At 38.7% G+C, this 17,509-nt stretch carries 17 protein-coding genes and 1 riboswitch; of the genes, 16 read left to right on the forward strand and 1 reads right to left on the reverse strand.

What is annotated here, in order from left to right:
* Positions 1-365: 365 nt before the first annotated feature.
* From ACFS5O_RS10335 to ACFS5O_RS10395, 13 genes are all read left to right on the forward strand, one after another.
* A complete protein-coding gene (locus tag ACFS5O_RS10335; protein WP_066396361.1) occupies positions 366-881 on the forward strand; it encodes a YqeG family HAD IIIA-type phosphatase in 516 nt (171 codons plus the stop codon).
* The gene (gene yqeH / locus ACFS5O_RS10340) at positions 878-1,981 is read left to right on the forward strand and encodes a ribosome biogenesis GTPase YqeH (RefSeq protein WP_205727316.1); all 1,104 of its coding nucleotides are present in this window, start codon (positions 878-880) and stop codon (positions 1,979-1,981) included. The genes ACFS5O_RS10335 and yqeH overlap by 4 nt, the downstream gene beginning before the upstream one ends.
* A 15-nt stretch (positions 1,982-1,996) precedes the next feature.
* Positions 1,997-2,824, forward strand: a complete 828-nt coding sequence (aroE, locus tag ACFS5O_RS10345; protein ID WP_205726919.1) for a shikimate dehydrogenase — start codon at positions 1,997-1,999, stop codon at positions 2,822-2,824.
* A gap of 2 nt (positions 2,825-2,826) precedes the next feature.
* The gene (yhbY, locus tag ACFS5O_RS10350; protein WP_205726918.1) at positions 2,827-3,117 is read left to right on the forward strand and encodes a ribosome assembly RNA-binding protein YhbY; all 291 of its coding nucleotides are present in this window, start codon (positions 2,827-2,829) and stop codon (positions 3,115-3,117) included.
* Between the two features lie 14 nt (positions 3,118-3,131).
* Positions 3,132-3,716: a nicotinate-nucleotide adenylyltransferase gene (locus tag ACFS5O_RS10355; RefSeq protein ID WP_205726917.1), complete on the forward strand. Its 585-nt coding sequence runs from the start codon at positions 3,132-3,134 to the stop codon at positions 3,714-3,716.
* The gene (gene yqeK / locus ACFS5O_RS10360) at positions 3,703-4,293 is read left to right on the forward strand and encodes a bis(5'-nucleosyl)-tetraphosphatase (symmetrical) YqeK (protein ID WP_205726916.1); all 591 of its coding nucleotides are present in this window, start codon (positions 3,703-3,705) and stop codon (positions 4,291-4,293) included. The genes ACFS5O_RS10355 and yqeK overlap by 14 nt, the downstream gene beginning before the upstream one ends.
* A complete protein-coding gene (rsfS, locus tag ACFS5O_RS10365) occupies positions 4,290-4,658 on the forward strand; it encodes a ribosome silencing factor (protein WP_205727315.1) in 369 nt (122 codons plus the stop codon). The genes yqeK and rsfS overlap by 4 nt, the downstream gene beginning before the upstream one ends.
* Positions 4,659-5,399 (forward strand): class I SAM-dependent DNA methyltransferase, encoded by a 741-nt coding sequence (locus tag ACFS5O_RS10370; protein ID WP_205726915.1) that lies wholly within the window; start codon positions 4,659-4,661, stop codon positions 5,397-5,399.
* A 96-nt stretch (positions 5,400-5,495) separates the two neighbouring features.
* On the forward strand, positions 5,496-6,863 hold the full coding sequence (locus ACFS5O_RS10375; RefSeq protein WP_205726914.1) for a sigma-54 interaction domain-containing protein: 1,368 nt from the start codon (positions 5,496-5,498) through the stop codon (positions 6,861-6,863).
* 314 nt (positions 6,864-7,177) lie between these two features.
* Positions 7,178-8,572: a GntP family permease gene (locus ACFS5O_RS10380; RefSeq protein WP_205726913.1), complete on the forward strand. Its 1,395-nt coding sequence runs from the start codon at positions 7,178-7,180 to the stop codon at positions 8,570-8,572.
* A 30-nt stretch (positions 8,573-8,602) separates the two neighbouring features.
* Entirely contained in the window at positions 8,603-9,388 is a 786-nt protein-coding gene (locus ACFS5O_RS10385; protein WP_205726912.1) for a 3-hydroxybutyrate dehydrogenase, read from the forward strand.
* 57 nt (positions 9,389-9,445) lie between these two features.
* Positions 9,446-9,648: riboswitch (cobalamin riboswitch) on the forward strand.
* 133 nt (positions 9,649-9,781) lie between these two features.
* Positions 9,782-12,007 carry a ribonucleoside-diphosphate reductase subunit alpha gene (locus tag ACFS5O_RS10390; RefSeq protein ID WP_318300245.1) on the forward strand — a complete coding sequence of 742 codons (2,226 nt, stop codon included), beginning with the start codon at positions 9,782-9,784 and terminating at the stop codon, positions 12,005-12,007.
* Positions 11,997-13,049, forward strand: coding sequence for a ribonucleotide-diphosphate reductase subunit beta (locus ACFS5O_RS10395; protein WP_205726910.1), 1,053 nt, complete (start codon positions 11,997-11,999; stop codon positions 13,047-13,049). The genes ACFS5O_RS10390 and ACFS5O_RS10395 overlap by 11 nt, the downstream gene beginning before the upstream one ends.
* 59 nt (positions 13,050-13,108) lie before the next feature.
* Here ACFS5O_RS10395 and comER read toward each other — a convergent pair whose 3' ends face one another.
* Entirely contained in the window at positions 13,109-13,945 is an 837-nt protein-coding gene (gene comER / locus ACFS5O_RS10400; RefSeq protein WP_205726909.1) for a late competence protein ComER, read from the reverse strand.
* A gap of 89 nt (positions 13,946-14,034) precedes the next feature.
* Here comER and ACFS5O_RS10405 point away from each other — a divergent pair, with 89 nt between their 5' ends.
* The 3 genes from ACFS5O_RS10405 (at position 14,035) to ACFS5O_RS10415 (ending at position 17,489) form a co-directional block, all read left to right on the forward strand.
* A complete protein-coding gene (locus ACFS5O_RS10405; RefSeq protein WP_379839074.1) occupies positions 14,035-14,673 on the forward strand; it encodes a helix-hairpin-helix domain-containing protein in 639 nt (212 codons plus the stop codon).
* Between the two features lie 69 nt (positions 14,674-14,742).
* The gene (locus ACFS5O_RS10410; protein WP_066396327.1) at positions 14,743-15,204 is read left to right on the forward strand and encodes a ComE operon protein 2; all 462 of its coding nucleotides are present in this window, start codon (positions 14,743-14,745) and stop codon (positions 15,202-15,204) included.
* The gene (locus ACFS5O_RS10415) at positions 15,201-17,489 is read left to right on the forward strand and encodes a DNA internalization-related competence protein ComEC/Rec2 (RefSeq protein ID WP_318300244.1); all 2,289 of its coding nucleotides are present in this window, start codon (positions 15,201-15,203) and stop codon (positions 17,487-17,489) included. The genes ACFS5O_RS10410 and ACFS5O_RS10415 overlap by 4 nt, the downstream gene beginning before the upstream one ends.
* The last annotated feature ends 20 nt before the right edge of the window (positions 17,490-17,509 follow it).

The following is a 17,509-nucleotide window of genomic DNA, read 5'->3' on the forward strand; positions in this document are numbered from 1 at the left end:
AGCTTACCATGTATTGTAAAAAGGAACAACCGTTCGTTTATCCACAGTGTTTGGTGGATAAGTTGTGGGTAAAGTGTTAACATCTTTTAGAAAGATAACTCATACTTAGGGGAATAATGTGAATAAGATTATCCACATTTTGAATAGGGGAACAAATTGTCGAAAACTTTTTGTTTTTCTATATCAAACTATTTTTACCATGTTCATAATGAGGTATTGTAAAAATTAAGATTTAGAAGAAAAACCTTATGGGTTGCTCTTGAAATTTTTTAGATAAAGACAGGTATTGCATAAAAATCGTTTGTACTTCCTTTCATTACTGGTAAAATAGATACGTTGAAAAGGAAACGTGAAGAGGTGCTAGAATGTTAAAACATTTTTTGCCGGATCAACATGTTCAGAATATATTGGACATCACACCGGAAATGTTAGTTGAGCGTGGAGTAAAAGGTATTATTACAGATTTAGATAATACGCTTGTGGAATGGGACCGACCTGAAGCGACTCCAGAATTGATAGAGTGGTTTACTTCTATTAAAGAAAAAGGTATTTTGATCACAATTGTTTCAAACAATACTCAACATAGAGTAAAGAGCTTCTCAGATCCTGTGGGTATCCCTTTTATCTATAGTGCTAGAAAACCAATGACCAAAGCTTTCAAACGTGCTTTAAAAGATATGAAGTTGAAAAATGAACAAGTTGTTGTCATTGGAGATCAACTTCTTACTGACGTACTTGGTGGAAATCGATTAGGTTTGCATACTATACTCGTTGTACCAGTGGCTAGCAGTGATGGTTTTTGGACAAGGTTTAACAGAAAAATCGAACGCATCATTTTGTCTTGGATGAAAAGAAAAGGCATGCTGCATTGGGAGGAATAGGTTTGGAACAAGTTAAATGTGTGGGTTGTGGAGTTTCCATACAAACAGAAGACAAAGAAGCGCTTGGATACGCACCTCTTTCGGCACTGACGAAAGAGCTGCCAATTTGCCAGCGCTGTTTTCGTTTAAAACACTATAATGAAATTCATGATGTAAGTTTAACAGACGATGATTATCGTAAGATCGTCTCAAGCATTGGAGACGAAGATGCGTTAGTTGTTAAGATCGTTGATATTTTCGATTTTAATGGAAGTTGGCTACCTGGACTTCACCGATATGCGGGGAACAATCCGATTCTTCTTGTCGGTAACAAGCTTGACCTGCTTCCAAAATCAGTGAATCCGAACAAGGTGATTCATTGGATGAAGAAGGAAGCAAAAGAATTAGGCTTGAAACCGATTGATGTAAAATTGATCTCTGCTGACAAAGGTTATGGTATTGAGGAATTGGCAGAGTCTATCGATCATTATCGTCAAGGAAAAGATGTATATGTTGTAGGCTGTACGAACACAGGGAAATCTACTTTCATAAACCGTTTGATCAAACAATTTGGTGAGGAAGCATCTGATCTGATTACAACTTCTCATTTTCCTGGAACAACATTAGATCTAATTGACATTCCACTCGATGGAAGAAGTCATATGTATGATACTCCAGGCATCATTAATCATCATCAGATGGCACATTTTGTTTCTAAGAAAGAATTAAATATTATCATGCCGAAAAAAGAAATAAAACCAATGGTGTTTCAACTGAATGAGTTACAGACGCTGTATTTTGGCGGACTTGCCAGAATGGATTATTTAAAAGGTGGAAGACAGTCGTTCGTCTGCCATTTTTCAAACCATTTAAACATACATCGAACAAAGACCGACAAAGCAGACGAACTTTATGAGAAACATCTAGGTGACATGTTAGCCCCTCCAGAAGATACAGAGAACTTTCCAAAGCTTAAACGTTATGAATTTGTTATAAAGGAAAGTAAAACAGATGTTGTAATCTCTGGATTAGGATGGGTAACCTTCCCTGAAGCAGGTGCGAAGGTCGCCTTTTATGCACCAGAGGGTGTAGCCGTTACCGTTCGAAAATCCTTAATATAAGGAGAGATTCTTTTCATGATCAAAGCAGTTGTTATCGGAGATCCAATTGATCATTCTTTGTCACCTGTCATGCATACGGCAGCCTTTAACCAAACTGGCATTTCTGGAACGTACGAAAAAAAACGTGTTTCTTCTGATCAATTAGAGGAATTCGTTACCTTTTTGAAAGATAGCAACTATGCAGGAATTAACATTACCATCCCTCACAAAGTGGCGATTCTTCCGCTTCTAGACGAGATTGACGACGAAGCAAAAGAGATAGGCGCTGTTAACACAGTCGTGAATAAAGATGGAAGGCTGATCGGTTATAACACAGACGGTAAAGGATTCTTATTAGGATTAAAAGAAAAGATCAATAAGCCATTGTCTGAGTTGAACGTTCTATTGATAGGAGCTGGCGGAGCTGCTCGAGCTATTGCTTATGCCCTTAGCAAGGAAACGCCTAAATACATGGCGATAGCGAATCGTTCAGAAGAAAGACTTTATTCTTTATTAAAAGATTTGAATGATGAACGTATTGAAGGTTTGTCTTTACAAAAAGCCGAAGGAGAACTTGCTCGTTTTGATGTATTGATCAACACGACCAACGCGGGTATGCATCCAAATACCGATTCTATTCCACTGAAACTTAACTTGCTGAAGAAGGATGCAGTGGTAAGTGATATCGTATATAATCCTTTGACCACAAGATGGCTGAAGGATGCAAAGGGAAAAGGCGCAACAACAGATAATGGTGTATCTATGCTTGTCATGCAAGGAGCTATGGCATTTGAAAAATGGACAGGAACTTTTCCTGATACAAATAATATGAAACAAGTCGTTATGGAACAACTTAGGAGGTAACTATGCTTACAGGTAAACAAAAACGTTTTTTACGATCAAAGGCACATCACATTCATCCTATTTTTCAGGTAGGTAAAGGTGGGGTGAATTCAAATTTGGTCAAACAGGTTGATGAAGCACTAGAAGCTAGAGAGCTAATAAAAGTTAGCGTGCTTCAAAACTGTGAAGATGATAAGGATACGGTAGCGTCACAGCTTTCTTCTGGATCAAAAGCAGAGTTGGTTCAAGTAATCGGAAGCACGATCGTACTTTACAAAGAATCGGTCAATCAAAAACGCATCCAACTCCCATAAGGAGTGACATCGTAATGAATAAACAAATAGGACTTTTTGGAGGTACCTTTAATCCGCCACATATCGGGCATATGCTGATTGCTCAAGAAGCGTTAACCCAAATGCATCTAGATGAAGTGTGGTGGATGCCCTCCTCTACACCTCCTCATAAAGAGAAAGACATCGAAATCTCAGATGAACAGCGCATAGAAATGGTTAGAAAAGCAATTGGTAACAATGAGCAGTTTTCCCTTTCTTTGCTTGAGTTTGAGAGAAGTGGACCTTCATATACTATTGATACGATACGACTTCTAAAAGAAAAATATCCCTCTATAAACTTCACTTTTATCGTGGGGGGAGACATGGTTCATTCCTTAAGCGACTGGCACAAAATCGATGAGTTAAAGGACCTTGTTGATTTTGCAGGTGTTGGTCGTAGTGGGTATGCTGTTGACCATCATTGGGAGAGGTATCGGGTAAAACATGTAGAAGTACCTATTATTGAGATCTCGTCATCGTTTATACGTAATCGATCACGTGCTGGTCAGAATATTCGTTACTATGTTTCAGATGATGTCTGGAAACATATAAAGGAGAACGGCCTTTATGGAACGTACTAAAGCACTGGAGATTGTGAAAAAGCAACTTACAGAGCACCGTTATATTCATACTTTAGGAGTGGAAGAGACGAGTGTTGCTCTAGCTAGAAAATATGGAGCAGATTCAAAAAAAGCCGAGATTGCTGCCATATTTCATGATTATGCCAAATTTCGACCAAAAGAAGAGATGAGAGAGATCGTACGAAGCGAGAGACTCTCACAAGACTTATTATTCTATGGTAATGAGGTATTGCATGCGCCGGTCGGAGCATACTTAGTTAAAAAAGAAGTCGGAATAACGGATGAAGACATACTACGTGCGATCTATTATCATACAACGGGTAACGGGGCGATGACTCTGCTTGAAAAGGTAATATTCTTAGCAGATTACATAGAACCGAACCGTAATTTCCCAGGTGTGGAAAGTGTTAGAGAGATAGCAGAGCATGATCTTGATCAAGCTTGTTTGATGGCCGTGAAGAACACGATAACTTTTTTAATGAAACAGAACCAAAAAATCTATCCACTCACGTTTGAAGCGTACAATGGATTGCTTCAAGAGATTAAACTAAAAAAAGAGAAGGAGTGCACTGGATGAACATAAAAGAGCTTATGGAATTGGTCGTGAAGACCGCTGATGATAAAAGAGCAGAAAATATTGCCGTTTTAGACATGGAAGGAATTTCGCTTGTTGCGGATTACTTTGTTATCTGTCATGGTAATTCTGAGAAACAAGTTCAAGCGATTGCAAGAGAACTAAAAGATGTGGCCTTAGAGAATGATATTCAGATTCGCAGAATGGAAGGGTTTGACCATGCAAGGTGGGTTTTAATCGATCTGGCAAACATCGTTGTTCATGTATTCCATCGCGATGACCGTAGTTATTATAATCTTGAGAAATTATGGGGAGATGCCAATAAGATTGATGTAGATGCTATTATTACCCCGCAACAGAACTTATAGATGAGCTACCAGCAATTTGCCTATCTATATGATGAGTTGATGGAGGATGCTCCCTACGCTGAATGGCTGAACTTTGTGAAAACATCCGCTTTTAATCATTTAGAAGATGGTAAGCGGTTTTTAGATGTTGGTTGTGGGACGGGATCAATGACGATTCTACTCGCGAAAGAAGGCTTTGATGTAACCGGGGTTGATCTTTCAACAGACATGTTGATGGTCGCGAAAGAGAAAGCCGAACTCGAAAAAGTAAATCTGAACCTTTTTCAACAAGATATGCGAGAGTTAGAAGGACTAGGTGTTTTTGATTGTGTAACGATATTATGTGACTCGCTGAATTATATCTTGACGGAAGAAGATGTAAAACGTACTTTTCTTTCAGCAGGTAACCACCTGAAAACAGGAGGATTACTTCTTTTCGATGTTCATTCCATACATAAGATCAATGAAATCTTTATCGGACAAACATTTGGAAGTAATGATGAAAAGCTATCTTACATATGGCAATGCTATCAAGGTGAGCTTGAAAACAGTGTGGAACACGATCTATCCTTCTTCATGCAAAACGGAGATCGCTACGATCGATATGATGAACTGCATACACAAAGAACATTCGCCATCGAGGACTATTGTAATTGGTTAAGAGAGTGTGGATTTGAACACTTAGAGGTCTCAGCCGATTTTAAAGGAACAGAGCCTACGGAAGAAAGTGAACGAATCTTATTTGTCGCGAGAAAAAAATAAATGATGGGAAGGCAGCCTATGTGCTGTCTTTTTTATTAGGAAGCGTTACAATTACACATAAGAATGATTATTTTTCTAGAGAATTAGGTGATATACATGTTTGATCAAGATCCACTATTTAAAAAAAACATTCTAGAGACGATCATCGATAGTGCTTACGAGTGGATAGTCGTTGTTGATCACGAAGGAATCGTCCGATACATGAATAAAACGTACTGCGAGTTTCTAGGTGAAAATCCTAAAGAAGTAATAGGAAAGCATGTTACTAAGGTTATTGAAAATACAAAAATGCACAAAGACGTTTTACAAGGAAAAGTTGAGATTGCAGATCTTCAATTCATTAGAGGCAACTACATGATAGCAAACCGTATACCGATTCTAAATGATGGAAAAGTAATTGGAGCTGTTGGAACTGTAATATTTAGAGACACAGAACAATGGAAAAAGATGAACTCTCACATAAAAGCGCTCCTTCATGAACTCAATTTCTATAAAAAAGAGTGGGAAGAAATTAATGGAGCTTCTTATACATTGAACGACTTTGCCGGTACTTCAACAGAAGTGCAAAAAGTAAAGAAGCATGTGAAGAATATTGCCAGTGGAGATCTAACAGTATTGATCAGGGGGGAGAGTGGTACAGGAAAAGAGTTGCTAGCGCATAGTATCCATCAATTAAGTGAAAGAAGTGGAAAACCCTTCATCAAATTAAATTGTGGAGCAGTACCTGAGCATCTGTTTGAATCTGAACTCTTCGGGTACTCTGAAGGGGCATTTACAGGGGCAAAAAAAGGTGGGAAACCAGGTAAGTTTCAGCTTGCAGACGGTGGAACTTTATTCTTAGATGAGATCGGGGATCTTCCTCAAAGCATGCAAATAAAACTGTTGCGTGTTCTTCAAGAAAAAGAAGTAGAGCCAGTAGGTTCAGTACATACACAAAAAGTAAATGTTCGGGTGATCGCTGCTACAAATCGCCCATTAGAGAGATTGATCATTGAAAATAAGTTTCGTGAAGACTTGTTCTATCGAATAAATGTTCTTCAAATTCAAATCCCACCACTTCGTGAGAGAAAAGAAGATATCTGGCCACTGGCTGAGAATTTTATCCGATTGAACTGCGCTGAAACTGGTAAACGGATACTAAGTATTGATGACGATGTAAAAGAAGCATTCTTAGCCTACAACTGGCCAGGAAATGCGAGAGAGCTTAAAAACTTCGTAGAAGCAGCCATCCAGCTTACACATAGTGACCGATTAACGTTAGATGTTTTTCCTGATTTTTTAAAAGAAAAACTCGGGGTCAATAAAAAGCAACTGACACTAAAAGAACACGTTCAAGAAACGGAGAAAAATGTGATCGCTTACTACTTGGAGACGATGAACGGCGATATAATGCGTGTCGCTAAACATCTAGGCATTGGAAAGACGAACCTCTATGATAAGATAAAAAAATATAACATTAGATAAGGTATTCTGAGTTTTTCCGAAAAAGCGGAAAGGGCTTCCGTTTTTTCGGAATGTTTCCTTTTGTTATTACATTTTGATTTACCAAGTCAAATTAGCTTAATGTGATCGTTCATAAGTCACATAGTTTATGTAACAGTTTTCTAATTTCCGTTTTTCCGGAAGAGCTGAATTTCCTTGCTCACTTCTTTATGCCTTCTGATGTTGGCATGAAACTTGCAAATAAATTACAGGGTGTAACCGATTTGGAAAGGTGATGATGCTAAAAAAATGAAAGCGCTTTAAAAATGTTAAATTGATAGAATGGGGGAATTGAAATGGACATTATTATTATTTTATTAGCATTATTCTTTTTAATGTTTGTAGCTTACAGAGGATTCAGCGTTATTCTATTTGCACCCATCGCTGCATTGTTTGCGGTATTGCTTACTGAACCGGGTCACGTACTTCCTTTCTTCTCAGGCGTATTTATGGAGAAGATGGTTGGCTTTATCAAACTTTATTTTCCGGTCTTCTTACTAGGAGCCATCTTCGGAAAAGTGATTGAAATGTCAGGCTTTGCAAAATCGATCACTCAGTTTGTTATCAAACTGATCGGACCTGCAAGAGCGATGCTTGCTATCGTACTCGTTGGAGCGATATTGACTTATGGTGGAGTATCATTGTTTGTTGTTGCTTTTGCACTCTATCCATTTGCATCAGAACTTTTTAAACTTGCGGATATTCCTAAAAGACTTATCCCAGGAACGATCGCACTAGGTGCTTTTACGTTTACGATGGATGCTTTTCCTGGAAGTCCACAGATACAAAATATTATCCCAACCTCTTTCTTTGGGACAACAACGTGGGCTGCACCTTGGCTCGGGTTTATCGGAGGAATGTTTGTTTTCACCATAGGTATGATCTATCTGGAGTGGAGACGTAGACAAGCGGCTGCAAAAGGTGAAGGTTACGGAACAGGACATAGCAACGAACCTGAGAAAATGGATTCTGAAAATCTGCCTAATGCCTTTATAGCGATTCTTCCTCTTATTTTGGTTGGAGTGTTCAATAAATGGTTCACTGTTTTGATTCCAAAGTATTACGGAAAGACGTTCGATTTTTCTGCGATTGGAATGAAGAACGTGCCTGAGATTCAAATTCCCTCATTAGCTGCAGTATGGGCAGTCGAAGGTGCTTTGATCATAGGTATCGTTACCGTTCTTTTGTTCTCGTTCAAGAGAATTAAAAACAACTTTAATAAGGGGATTAATCTATCAATCGGTGGAGCGTTGCTTGCAACACTAAATACAGCATCTGAGTATGGATTTGGTGGTGTTATCGCAGCACTTCCAGGTTTTACTGCTGTAAATTCCGCGATGTCGAATACGATTAAAGATCCGTTGATCAATGAAGCGGTTACGACTACAACATTAGCGGGTATTACAGGATCAGCTTCTGGTGGAATGAGTATCGCACTCGCAACGATGAGTGAAACGTATATCGCACAGGCTGACAAACTAGGAATCGATCCAGAAGTTCTTCACCGTGTTGCTTCTATGGCGAGTGGTGGAATGGACACACTTCCTCACAACGGTGCTGTTATTACGTTGTTAGCTGTAACAGGATTAACTCATAAACAAGCGTATATTGACATTTTCGCGATGACGATCATTAAAACGATTGCCGTATTTGTTATTATTGGTCTTTATTACGGACTTGGTATCGTATAAACCAATTTCATAGAGAGGAGTAATCATTTCATGAGAGCGTTCGTTGAGGGGAAAGTTGTTTTTATTACAGGAGCAGCAAGTGGAATCGGCTTGCAGTTAGCAAAAGCATTCGCAGAACAAGGAGCTAAAGTCGCAATCAGTGATCTAGATCGTGAGCGTGCGAAGGATTCTGCACAAGCGCTCGTGCAAGCTGGCCAAAATGCGATCGGAATCGGCTGTAATGTGACACAAGAAAAAGAGATAACAGAAGCATTGGATGAAACACTGAAGCACTATGGTCGTATCGATGTGCTGATCAACAATGCAGGATTGCAGTTCGTGTCGCCACTTGAAGAGTTTCCAACGGAGAAGTTTCAACAGTTGATCAATGTTATGCTGACAGCTCCATTCATAGCGACAAAACATGTCTTTCCAATCATGAAAAAACAAGGGTTCGGACGTATCGTAAATATGGCTTCCATCAATGGGCTTGTAGGTTTTGCCGGAAAATCCGCATACAATAGTGCAAAGCATGGCGTTATTGGTCTAACGAAAGTGGCTGCTTTAGAAGGTGCTCCACATGGAATAACGGTAAATGCGGTTTGCCCTGGTTATGTTGATACACCTCTTGTAAGAGGACAATTAGAAGATCTGGCCAAAACGAGAAATGTTGAGTTAGAGAAGGTTCTGGAAGAAGTGATCTATCCACTAGTTCCTCAAAAAAGATTGTTAGATGTTCAAGAAATAGCAGATTACACACTCTTTCTTTCTAGTGAGAATGCAAAGGGCGTTACAGGGCAAGCGATTGTGATCGACGGTGGCTATGTCGCGCAATAAAGAATGGAGAAGTTATTGACATTCACTATATTTAGTGTCAAAGTAGATAATACAAAACTATATATGGAGAATTCAGGCGCCGGAATATCCGGCTTAAAAGGGAATTCGGTTCAATGCCGAAGCTGTCCCCGCAACTGTAATTGTGGACGAAATGGAATAGCCACTGTACAGGTCAGTTATTAAAAAATGGCTGCTGTATGGGAAGGCCCAAAGTAGGAAGAAGCAAAAGCCAGTAGACCTGCCTGAAGACTCCTATTTTCTTTTCCTCGGGGATTGGGAGAAAGAACTGCCGCTGTTTTATGCTGACGATCGTCTAGCAAAATACATGTAATTCTTTAAACCCTCTTCCTGATGGAAGAGGGTTTTTATTATGACCTAAGGAGTGTTTTAACTATGAAAATGACAACTGAAAACTCTTTGCTCGGGGAGTGGTTAAAGAGTTGTGTCGAAAATTACCCGAACATACAAGCGGACAACTTTCTAAAAAATGCGGAGAAATTAGAAAGTCATACACAGGAATCAAGCTCACTTTATAGACAGTTAATCATGGAAGCGTTAAATGGATTAGATGCAGAGAACCCAGAGTGGACGTTTGTAGCATCACAGATCTATTTAAGGCAGTTATATGAAGAAGTAATGAAGAATCGAGAGGAGACAAGACATAAACCATATACGAACCTCTATGGGTTGATCACAAAGTTAGTAGGGATGGATATCTATGATGATACCATTCTCTCATCATACTCTAAGGAAGACTTGGAGAAAGCTGAAAAAATGATCGAGCCATCTAGAGATAAGCTTTTTACATACATTGGACTTAAAACGCTAGCGGATCGGTACTTGGCAAAAGGATTCAATCATGAAATCTATGAATTACCACAAGAACGCTGGATGTTGATCTCCTTGTTTTTAATGAGAGACGAGAACAAAACGAATAGGCTTCAATTAGTCGAAGAAGCATACTGGGCTCTCTCCAATCTATATATGACGGTTGCTACCCCGACATTAGCGAACGCAGGTAAGAGCTATGGGCAGCTTAGCTCTTGTTTTATTGATACGATCGACGATAGCTTAAGAGGGATATTTGATTCTAATACAGATGCTGCAACTGTTTCAAAAGGTGGCGGTGGACTCGGAATCTATCTTGGGAAAATTAGGGCTAGAGGTTCGGATATTAGAGGATTTAAAGGAAATTCATCTGGTGTAATACCGTGGATGAAGCAGTTAAACAACACGGCGGTATCGGTCGATCAGCTTGGCCAAAGGCAGGGTGCGATTGCCGTCTACTTAGACATTTGGCATAAAGACATCCTGGAGTTTTTAGATGCAAAATTAAATAATGGTGATGAACGAATGAGAACGCATGACCTATTTACAGGTGTGTGTCTCCCGGACCTTTTCATGGAATGCGTGGAAAAACGTGAGAATTGGTATCTGTTCGATCCTCATGAGGTAAAAAAGATCAAAGGGTATTCGTTAGAAGATTTCTATGATGAAACGGTTGGGTCAGGAAGCTTTAGAGAGAGATATGCTGATTGTTTAGAAGATGAGAGACTTTCAAAAAAGTGTATTCCCGCTATTGAGATCATGAAACGGATCATGAAATCGCAACTTGAAACCGGAACACCCTTCATGTTTTATCGAGATACTGTCAACCGATTGAATCCGAACGCTCATAAAGGGATGGTCTATGCTTCTAACCTATGTACAGAGATCATGCAAAACATGTCTGCAACAGTTGTCACGTCAGAGGAAGCAGAGAACGGAGAAATCGTCATCAGAAAAACGCCAGGAGATTTTGTTGTATGTAATCTATCATCTCTTTCTCTTGCTAAAGTGATCAATGATAACGTATTAAAAAGAGTTATTGATATCCAGATCCGAATGCTTGATAACGTTATTGATCTTAATCGTATAGATGTACCTCAAGCGGAACTGACAAATAAGAAATATCGTGCGGTCGGTGTAGGTACGTTTGGATGGCACCATCTTTTAGCCAAAGAGGGGATAAAGTGGGAAAGTGAAGAAGCGGTTACGTATGCTGATCATCTTTATGAGACCATCAACTATTATGTGATAAATGCTAGTTGTGAGCTTGCGAAAGAAAAGGGGAGATATCCCGCGTTTTTGGGCTCGGATTGGGAAACGGGAAACTATTTTTCGAAACGCAACTATTTCTCTAAAGAGTGGCAGAGTTTAAAAGAAAGAGTTAACAAACACGGTCTAAGGAATGGATACCTCATTGCAGTCGCACCGAATTCATCGACTTCAATCATCGCAAATTCAACACCGAGTGTGGATCCGATATTTAAAAAATTCTATTCAGAAGAAAAAAAGAATTACAAAATCCCTGTAACAGCACCTGATTTGAATGCAGAAACAACATGGTTCTATAAATCAGCGTTCTTGATTGATCAAACTTGGAGTATCGAACAGAATGCTGCTAGACAAAGACACGTCGATCAATCAATTTCGTTTAATCTTTATGTTAATCACAACATCAAGGCAAAAGATCTGTTACACCTTCATTTATTAAGCTTTAAAAAGGGATTAAAGACCACTTATTATACTAGGTCTACATCAATTGAGTTAGAAGGATGTGAAAGCTGTGAAAGTTAAAGAGGTTGAACAACTCAAAGAGAGAAAAATCTATGATGTGGAAGCTCCTAATCGATCTACAGGAATTATCAACGGTAAGAGTTCAAATATATTAAACTGGGACGATGTTAGATATAAGTGGGCTTATCCTTTATACAAAAACATGTTGGCTAACTTTTGGACGCCGTTCGAGATCAATATGTCTAGTGATAGTAAGCAATATGTTAATTTGAGTGAAAAAGAGCAAGATACTTTTAATAAAATTATTGGCTTATTGGCGTTCTTAGATAGTGTACAAACAGATTATTCGAGCAAGGTTGCAGCGTATTTAACCGATTCAAGTCTTGCTGCGCTAATGGCTACACTATCGTTTCAAGAAGTTGTTCATAATCAGTCCTATTCGTACGTGTTGTCCTCTTTAGTACCGAAGTCAAAGCAAGATGATATATTTGAATACTGGAAAACAGATGAAGTGCTAAGAGAGAGGAATGATTTCATTGTTGAAGGGTATGAGGAGTTTCTACAAACCCCTACGCCTCGTACCTTTTTGAAGTCTATTATTTACGACGTGATTCTTGAGGGATTGAATTTTTATTCTGGATTCAGCTTCTTTTATAATTTAGCCAGGAATCAAAAGATGGTCTCGACTTCAACGATGATCAACTATATTAATAGAGATGAGCAGCTACATGTTTATCTTTTTACTCAAATTTTTAAAGCTGTTTTAGAAGAAGATCCGAAATTAAGAGATCAAGAGTTGGAGATGTTTGCGAGAAACACGTTTCATCGGGCAGCTGAGCTTGAGATTAAATGGAGTAAGTATATAATCGGAGATTCATTTGAAGGGATTCATGAATCTGATTTAGAAGCTTATATCAAGTTCATGGCAAATAAACGATTGAACGAATTAGGCTTTAACAAGCTATACCCAGAATACAATAAAAATCCACTTCCTTGGATAAAGGCATATTCTGATGTAAATGCTGGAAAAAGTGATTTTTTTGAGCAGAAATCGAGACAATACACGAAAGTTTCTGATGAAAACGGGTTCGATGAACTATAGAAAGCCGGGATTTAGATCCCGGCTTTCTTTTTTTAGCTGTTTTATAATGACGATAGAAATTACTTGAGCTCTTCTTTCACTTCAAACTGTTGACTCACTTTGTCGCATTCTTCATGATATTTTTCGTGTGTACGCTTAATGACATGGTCGAATACTTCATCGACCTCATTGCTCAGGATCTTAATTCCTTCTCCTGTGATACCACCCTTTACGCATACCTTTTGAATGAGTGTTGGTAAAGTATAGATATCTTTCTCGAGTAGTTTTCCCATTCCGATAATCATATCACTTGCCAGTTGAGTTGCCTGTGCTTTTGTGATGTCAGTTTGGTCGACAGCTGAATTAATAAAGCATTGCAGAACATAACCGATAAACGCCGGCCCGCAACTTGCGATATCTGAAGAGATCCGAGTGATATTTTCATCGATAACGAGTGGTGTAGAAATATTGCTCATTAAAGATAGAAGTTTCTCTTTGTAATCAGGGTGACACCTTTTTCCGAACGAAACAAGAGATGAACCAGCTAGTGCCCGGTTATTAATGCTTGGGATAGCTCTTGCGATATTGCAATCTAGCAGATCTTCCAGCTGTTCACATGAAATAGGACTCGTAATGGAAACGAGCAGTTGATGTTTTGAGATAGAATTCTTATTGCTAGAAAGCAATGAATAAAACTCGTGTGGCTTCACACATATAAACACAATCTCAGCGAATCGAAAAACTTCTTCGGCGGTATTTCCGACCTTCAACTTTGGATAGGCATTCTGCAGCCTCTCCGCTTTTAACAGTGTACGATTAGTGACCATGAGCCTTGATGGCTGAATGGCTGAAGATTCGATAAAAGAAGAAGCAAGAACGCTTCCCATATTTCCGGTTCCGATAATTCCAACCTTCATATCTGAACCTCCTTCCTCTACGTTCAAATTTATGCACGTTGTGAATCAAATATGTTTTTTAGAAGTTCAAGCCTAATTAAGAAGGTGAAATGATGGAAAAATACAAGCAGCATATGAGCTGGTTTATTGGCGGTGGCATATTATTGATCCTTGCCATTATTGTATCTCTAATGAATTATTTCCAAAGTGAACCAAATATGCCTGTCACCTCACAAATACCTCAACAAATGGAACCGGAATCGCCAATTTCAACTGATAAGCCTAACGGAAAGAGTAGGGATAACAACGAAAGAAAGACCAAGCTTATGGTCGATGTGCAAGGAAGTGTTAAGCGTCCAGGAGTTTACGAGTTAAAAGAGGGAGACCGTGTGATGCATGCCATACAAATGGCCGGTGGTTTTATGGAAAGTGCAGAAATTCGTTCCGTTAATCAAGCGTTAAAAATAACCGATGAGATGATCGTGTATGTAGCTGAGAAAGGGGAAAAGTATGAGTTGCAAACAGCATCCAGTAAACCGATGGACGAAAATGGCGTGGTGGTAAACATCAACTCTGCGGATGAAACAGTGCTCCAAACGCTAAACGGTGTGGGTCCCGCGAAGGCACAAAGCATTATCTCCTATAGAGAGGAGAACGGTCCTTTCACTTCTTTAGAACAGTTATTAGAAGTTAGGGGAATCGGAGAAAAGACAATCGAACAGTGGAAAGATCAAATTAGCTTCGAGTAAGGGTTTTTATTGCTTCTTTAAATGTCGAATACTACACTAAGGTTATAGAAACAGAGGAGGCGGTTAGCGTTGCAGCGAATATCGTGGAACGAATATTATATGGCACAAAGCCAATTGCTTGCATTAAGAAGTACATGTACTAGATTAGCAGTTGGAGCAACAATAGTGAGAGATAAACGAATTATTGCTGGAGGTTATAATGGCTCGATCTCAGGTGGTGTTCATTGTATTGACGAAGGCTGTTATGTTATTGATGGTCATTGTGTGAGAACGATTCATGCTGAGATGAACGCCCTATTGCAATGCGCAAAGTTCGGTGTACCGACAGAAGGTGCCGAAATGTACGTAACCCACTTCCCTTGTCTGCATTGTTGTCGATCGATTATACAGAGTGGTATCAAAAAGATCTATTATGGTCAGGACTATAAAAATCATCCTTATAGCATCGAACAGTTTAAAGAAGCAGGAGTAATCGTTGAAAAAGTTGAAATGAACTTCTTGCCTTCTACATTTCTTACGCATAAAGCATGAATCCAAGATATACCGTCTTAAGTGCTAGCTCTGCATTTTATGGGATTTGGCTTTCAAAGCATTTTTCGGTAACCGGGATCGTTTTACTGGCTTTCCTGGTTATCGTTATTTTTATACAAATTGGACAAAAATCTGTATATATCCTCGTTTTTCTACCTATCTTTTTTATTTACTCTCATTACGATAACACTACTAGTTTCTCAAAGCTTCCAGCGGAGCAGATGATGTTTTCAGGTAAGATAAGATCAATCCCCAAAATAGACGGAAACCTATTAAGGTTTGAACTTATAACGAATAATGAAACGGTTGTTGTTTCCCATAAAATAAAATCAGCAGTTGAAAAAGAACAGCTAAAAAAACTAAGTATCAATTTGTCATGCGTTATAAAAGGAAAGCTTGAAGAACCACGAAAAAAAAGCCATTTTTTTGGAATGGATTATCGTGAGTATTTAAAGAACAACAAGATTTATTGGAGTCTAAAAACGGTTGAGTTTGGTGTGGACCAATGTGTGAAGACAAAAGACTTAAGTGTTCATGAACACATCAAGAGTTGGAGAAGCAAGAATATTAAAGAATTAGAAAGTCATTTTTCCAATAACACAGCGGGTTTGATGAATGCTCTGCTTTTTGGTTACAGAAATGGAATTGAGGCAGAAACACTTCATTACTATCAAGGTTTAGGATTGACCCACCTATTGGCGGTATCCGGATTTAATGTTGGAATTGTTACTTACTTTTTATACTTAATTCTCGTTCGGTTAGGTGTGGTTAAGGAGATCGCTTATGGAGTGATCTTAATTTTCTTACCGGTTTATATTGTTCTAACGGGAGCGGAGAGTTCAATCATAAGAGCGGGTATGATGGGCATGATTGTAATATGTTTCATGATGTTCAGAAGAAAAATGCACCCAGTGACCCTGTTGTCAACGGTATGCATAGGGATGCTGAGCTTTAATCCTTCGTTTGCTTTTGATCTTGGGTTTCAACTTTCATTTTTGATGACATTCGTATTGATCACTTCAATTTATGTACTCAAAGATGCGTTCCCTCTTAAGTTGTTGATTTTAACTTCATTCATCTGTTCTTTATTTTCCTTCCCAATCATTTTGTATCATTTCTTTGAATTTTCCTTATTATCGATTCCCTTTAATGTGTTATATATCCCATTCGTTTCCATTGTCTTGTTTCCCATTTCTTTTTTTATTCTACTTCTTTCTATTTTTGCACCAAGAACCATTCCGATCGTTAACGAGATTATTGAATATTTGTTTAATTTCTCTGTATGGTTTATGGAAAAGGCTCAATTCCTCAAAATGGCTGTTGTTTTTGGCCGGCCAGCAGAATGGATATTCGGTCTTTATTTTGTTGCGATTTTTTATTTTCTCTATCGATGGGAGGTTACAAAACGCATTCACATATTGGTTGCTGTACCTTTCTTATTCGTCTCCTTCATTCATTGGGGAATACCTTATGTGAACCCAAAAGCAACAATATCATTTATTAATGTAGGACAAGGCGATAGCATCCTCGTGGAATTACCCTATAGAAAAGCCGTCTATTTGATAGATACTGGCGGTTCGATCTCTTTTGATCAAGAGGATTGGGAAAAAAGAGAGGAAGAATATGACGTTACTAAGGAAGTCGTATATCCTTTCTTAAAAGCTAAAGGAATTCGGCATTTAGATGGGTTGATCATCACTCATGGAGATATGGATCATGCTGGGGGTGGTGAGTTTTTACTTGAAACTATTAAAGTGAGCAATGTTTTTTTGCCATTTAAAAGAGAGAACAATAAACTTGAGACCCTCATCGAAACTACATCAGCCGCAAATAACATCAATGTGGTGAAGTTAGGTAAAGGGAAGCATTGGGAATCAGCTCATTCCTCCTTTTTCGTTTTGCATCCAGGATCTAAAGAAAGTACTTCAAATAATAACTCCATCGTTCTTTGGCTTAAGGTCTATAATCATACCTTTTTATTAACAGGTGATATGGAGGCGGAAGCTGAAAGGGAAGTCATGAATAGTTTTCCAAAAATAAAAGCGGACGTACTTAAGGTCGGTCACCACGGAAGTGTAACTTCTTCAACGGCATCTTTTTTAGATAAGGTCTCTCCTCGATTTGGAATTATTTCAGCGGGGGAAAATAATTTATATGGCCATCCAGCACTAGAAGTTTTGAAAAGGTTAAGAGAGAGAGAGGTTACCATTTATCGGACAGATGAGCATGGGGATATTTCAATTAATGTAAACAAAAAGAGGTTGAAAGTTAACACTGCACAATAAAAAAGGACCGAAATAATTCG

Source organism: Fictibacillus nanhaiensis, assembly GCF_042686385.1.
In the GTDB taxonomy this organism is placed as follows: domain Bacteria; phylum Bacillota; class Bacilli; order Bacillales; family Fictibacillaceae; genus Fictibacillus; species Fictibacillus nanhaiensis.

What these genes read in the sequence shown, in the direction of transcription:
- ACFS5O_RS10335 (WP_066396361.1), top strand. Translation starts at nt 366, where the DNA reads ATGTTAAAACATTTTTTGCCGGATCAACATGTTCAGAATATATTGGAC.
- aroE (WP_205726919.1), top strand. Translation starts at nt 1,997, where the DNA reads ATGATCAAAGCAGTTGTTATCGGAGATCCAATTGATCATTCTTTGTCA.
- yhbY (WP_205726918.1), top strand. Translation starts at nt 2,827, where the DNA reads ATGCTTACAGGTAAACAAAAACGTTTTTTACGATCAAAGGCACATCAC.
- ACFS5O_RS10355 (WP_205726917.1), top strand. Translation starts at nt 3,132, where the DNA reads ATGAATAAACAAATAGGACTTTTTGGAGGTACCTTTAATCCGCCACAT.
- yqeK (WP_205726916.1), top strand. Translation starts at nt 3,703, where the DNA reads ATGGAACGTACTAAAGCACTGGAGATTGTGAAAAAGCAACTTACAGAG.
- rsfS (WP_205727315.1), top strand. Translation starts at nt 4,290, where the DNA reads ATGAACATAAAAGAGCTTATGGAATTGGTCGTGAAGACCGCTGATGAT.
- ACFS5O_RS10370 (WP_205726915.1), top strand. Translation starts at nt 4,659, where the DNA reads ATGAGCTACCAGCAATTTGCCTATCTATATGATGAGTTGATGGAGGAT.
- ACFS5O_RS10375 (WP_205726914.1), top strand. Translation starts at nt 5,496, where the DNA reads ATGTTTGATCAAGATCCACTATTTAAAAAAAACATTCTAGAGACGATC.
- ACFS5O_RS10380 (WP_205726913.1), top strand. Translation starts at nt 7,178, where the DNA reads ATGGACATTATTATTATTTTATTAGCATTATTCTTTTTAATGTTTGTA.
- ACFS5O_RS10385 (WP_205726912.1), top strand. Translation starts at nt 8,603, where the DNA reads ATGAGAGCGTTCGTTGAGGGGAAAGTTGTTTTTATTACAGGAGCAGCA.
- ACFS5O_RS10390 (WP_318300245.1), top strand. Translation starts at nt 9,782, where the DNA reads ATGAAAATGACAACTGAAAACTCTTTGCTCGGGGAGTGGTTAAAGAGT.
- comER (WP_205726909.1), bottom strand. Translation starts at nt 13,945, where the DNA reads ATGAAGGTTGGAATTATCGGAACCGGAAATATGGGAAGCGTTCTTGCT.
- ACFS5O_RS10405 (WP_379839074.1), top strand. Translation starts at nt 14,035, where the DNA reads ATGATGGAAAAATACAAGCAGCATATGAGCTGGTTTATTGGCGGTGGC.
- ACFS5O_RS10415 (WP_318300244.1), top strand. Translation starts at nt 15,201, where the DNA reads ATGAATCCAAGATATACCGTCTTAAGTGCTAGCTCTGCATTTTATGGG.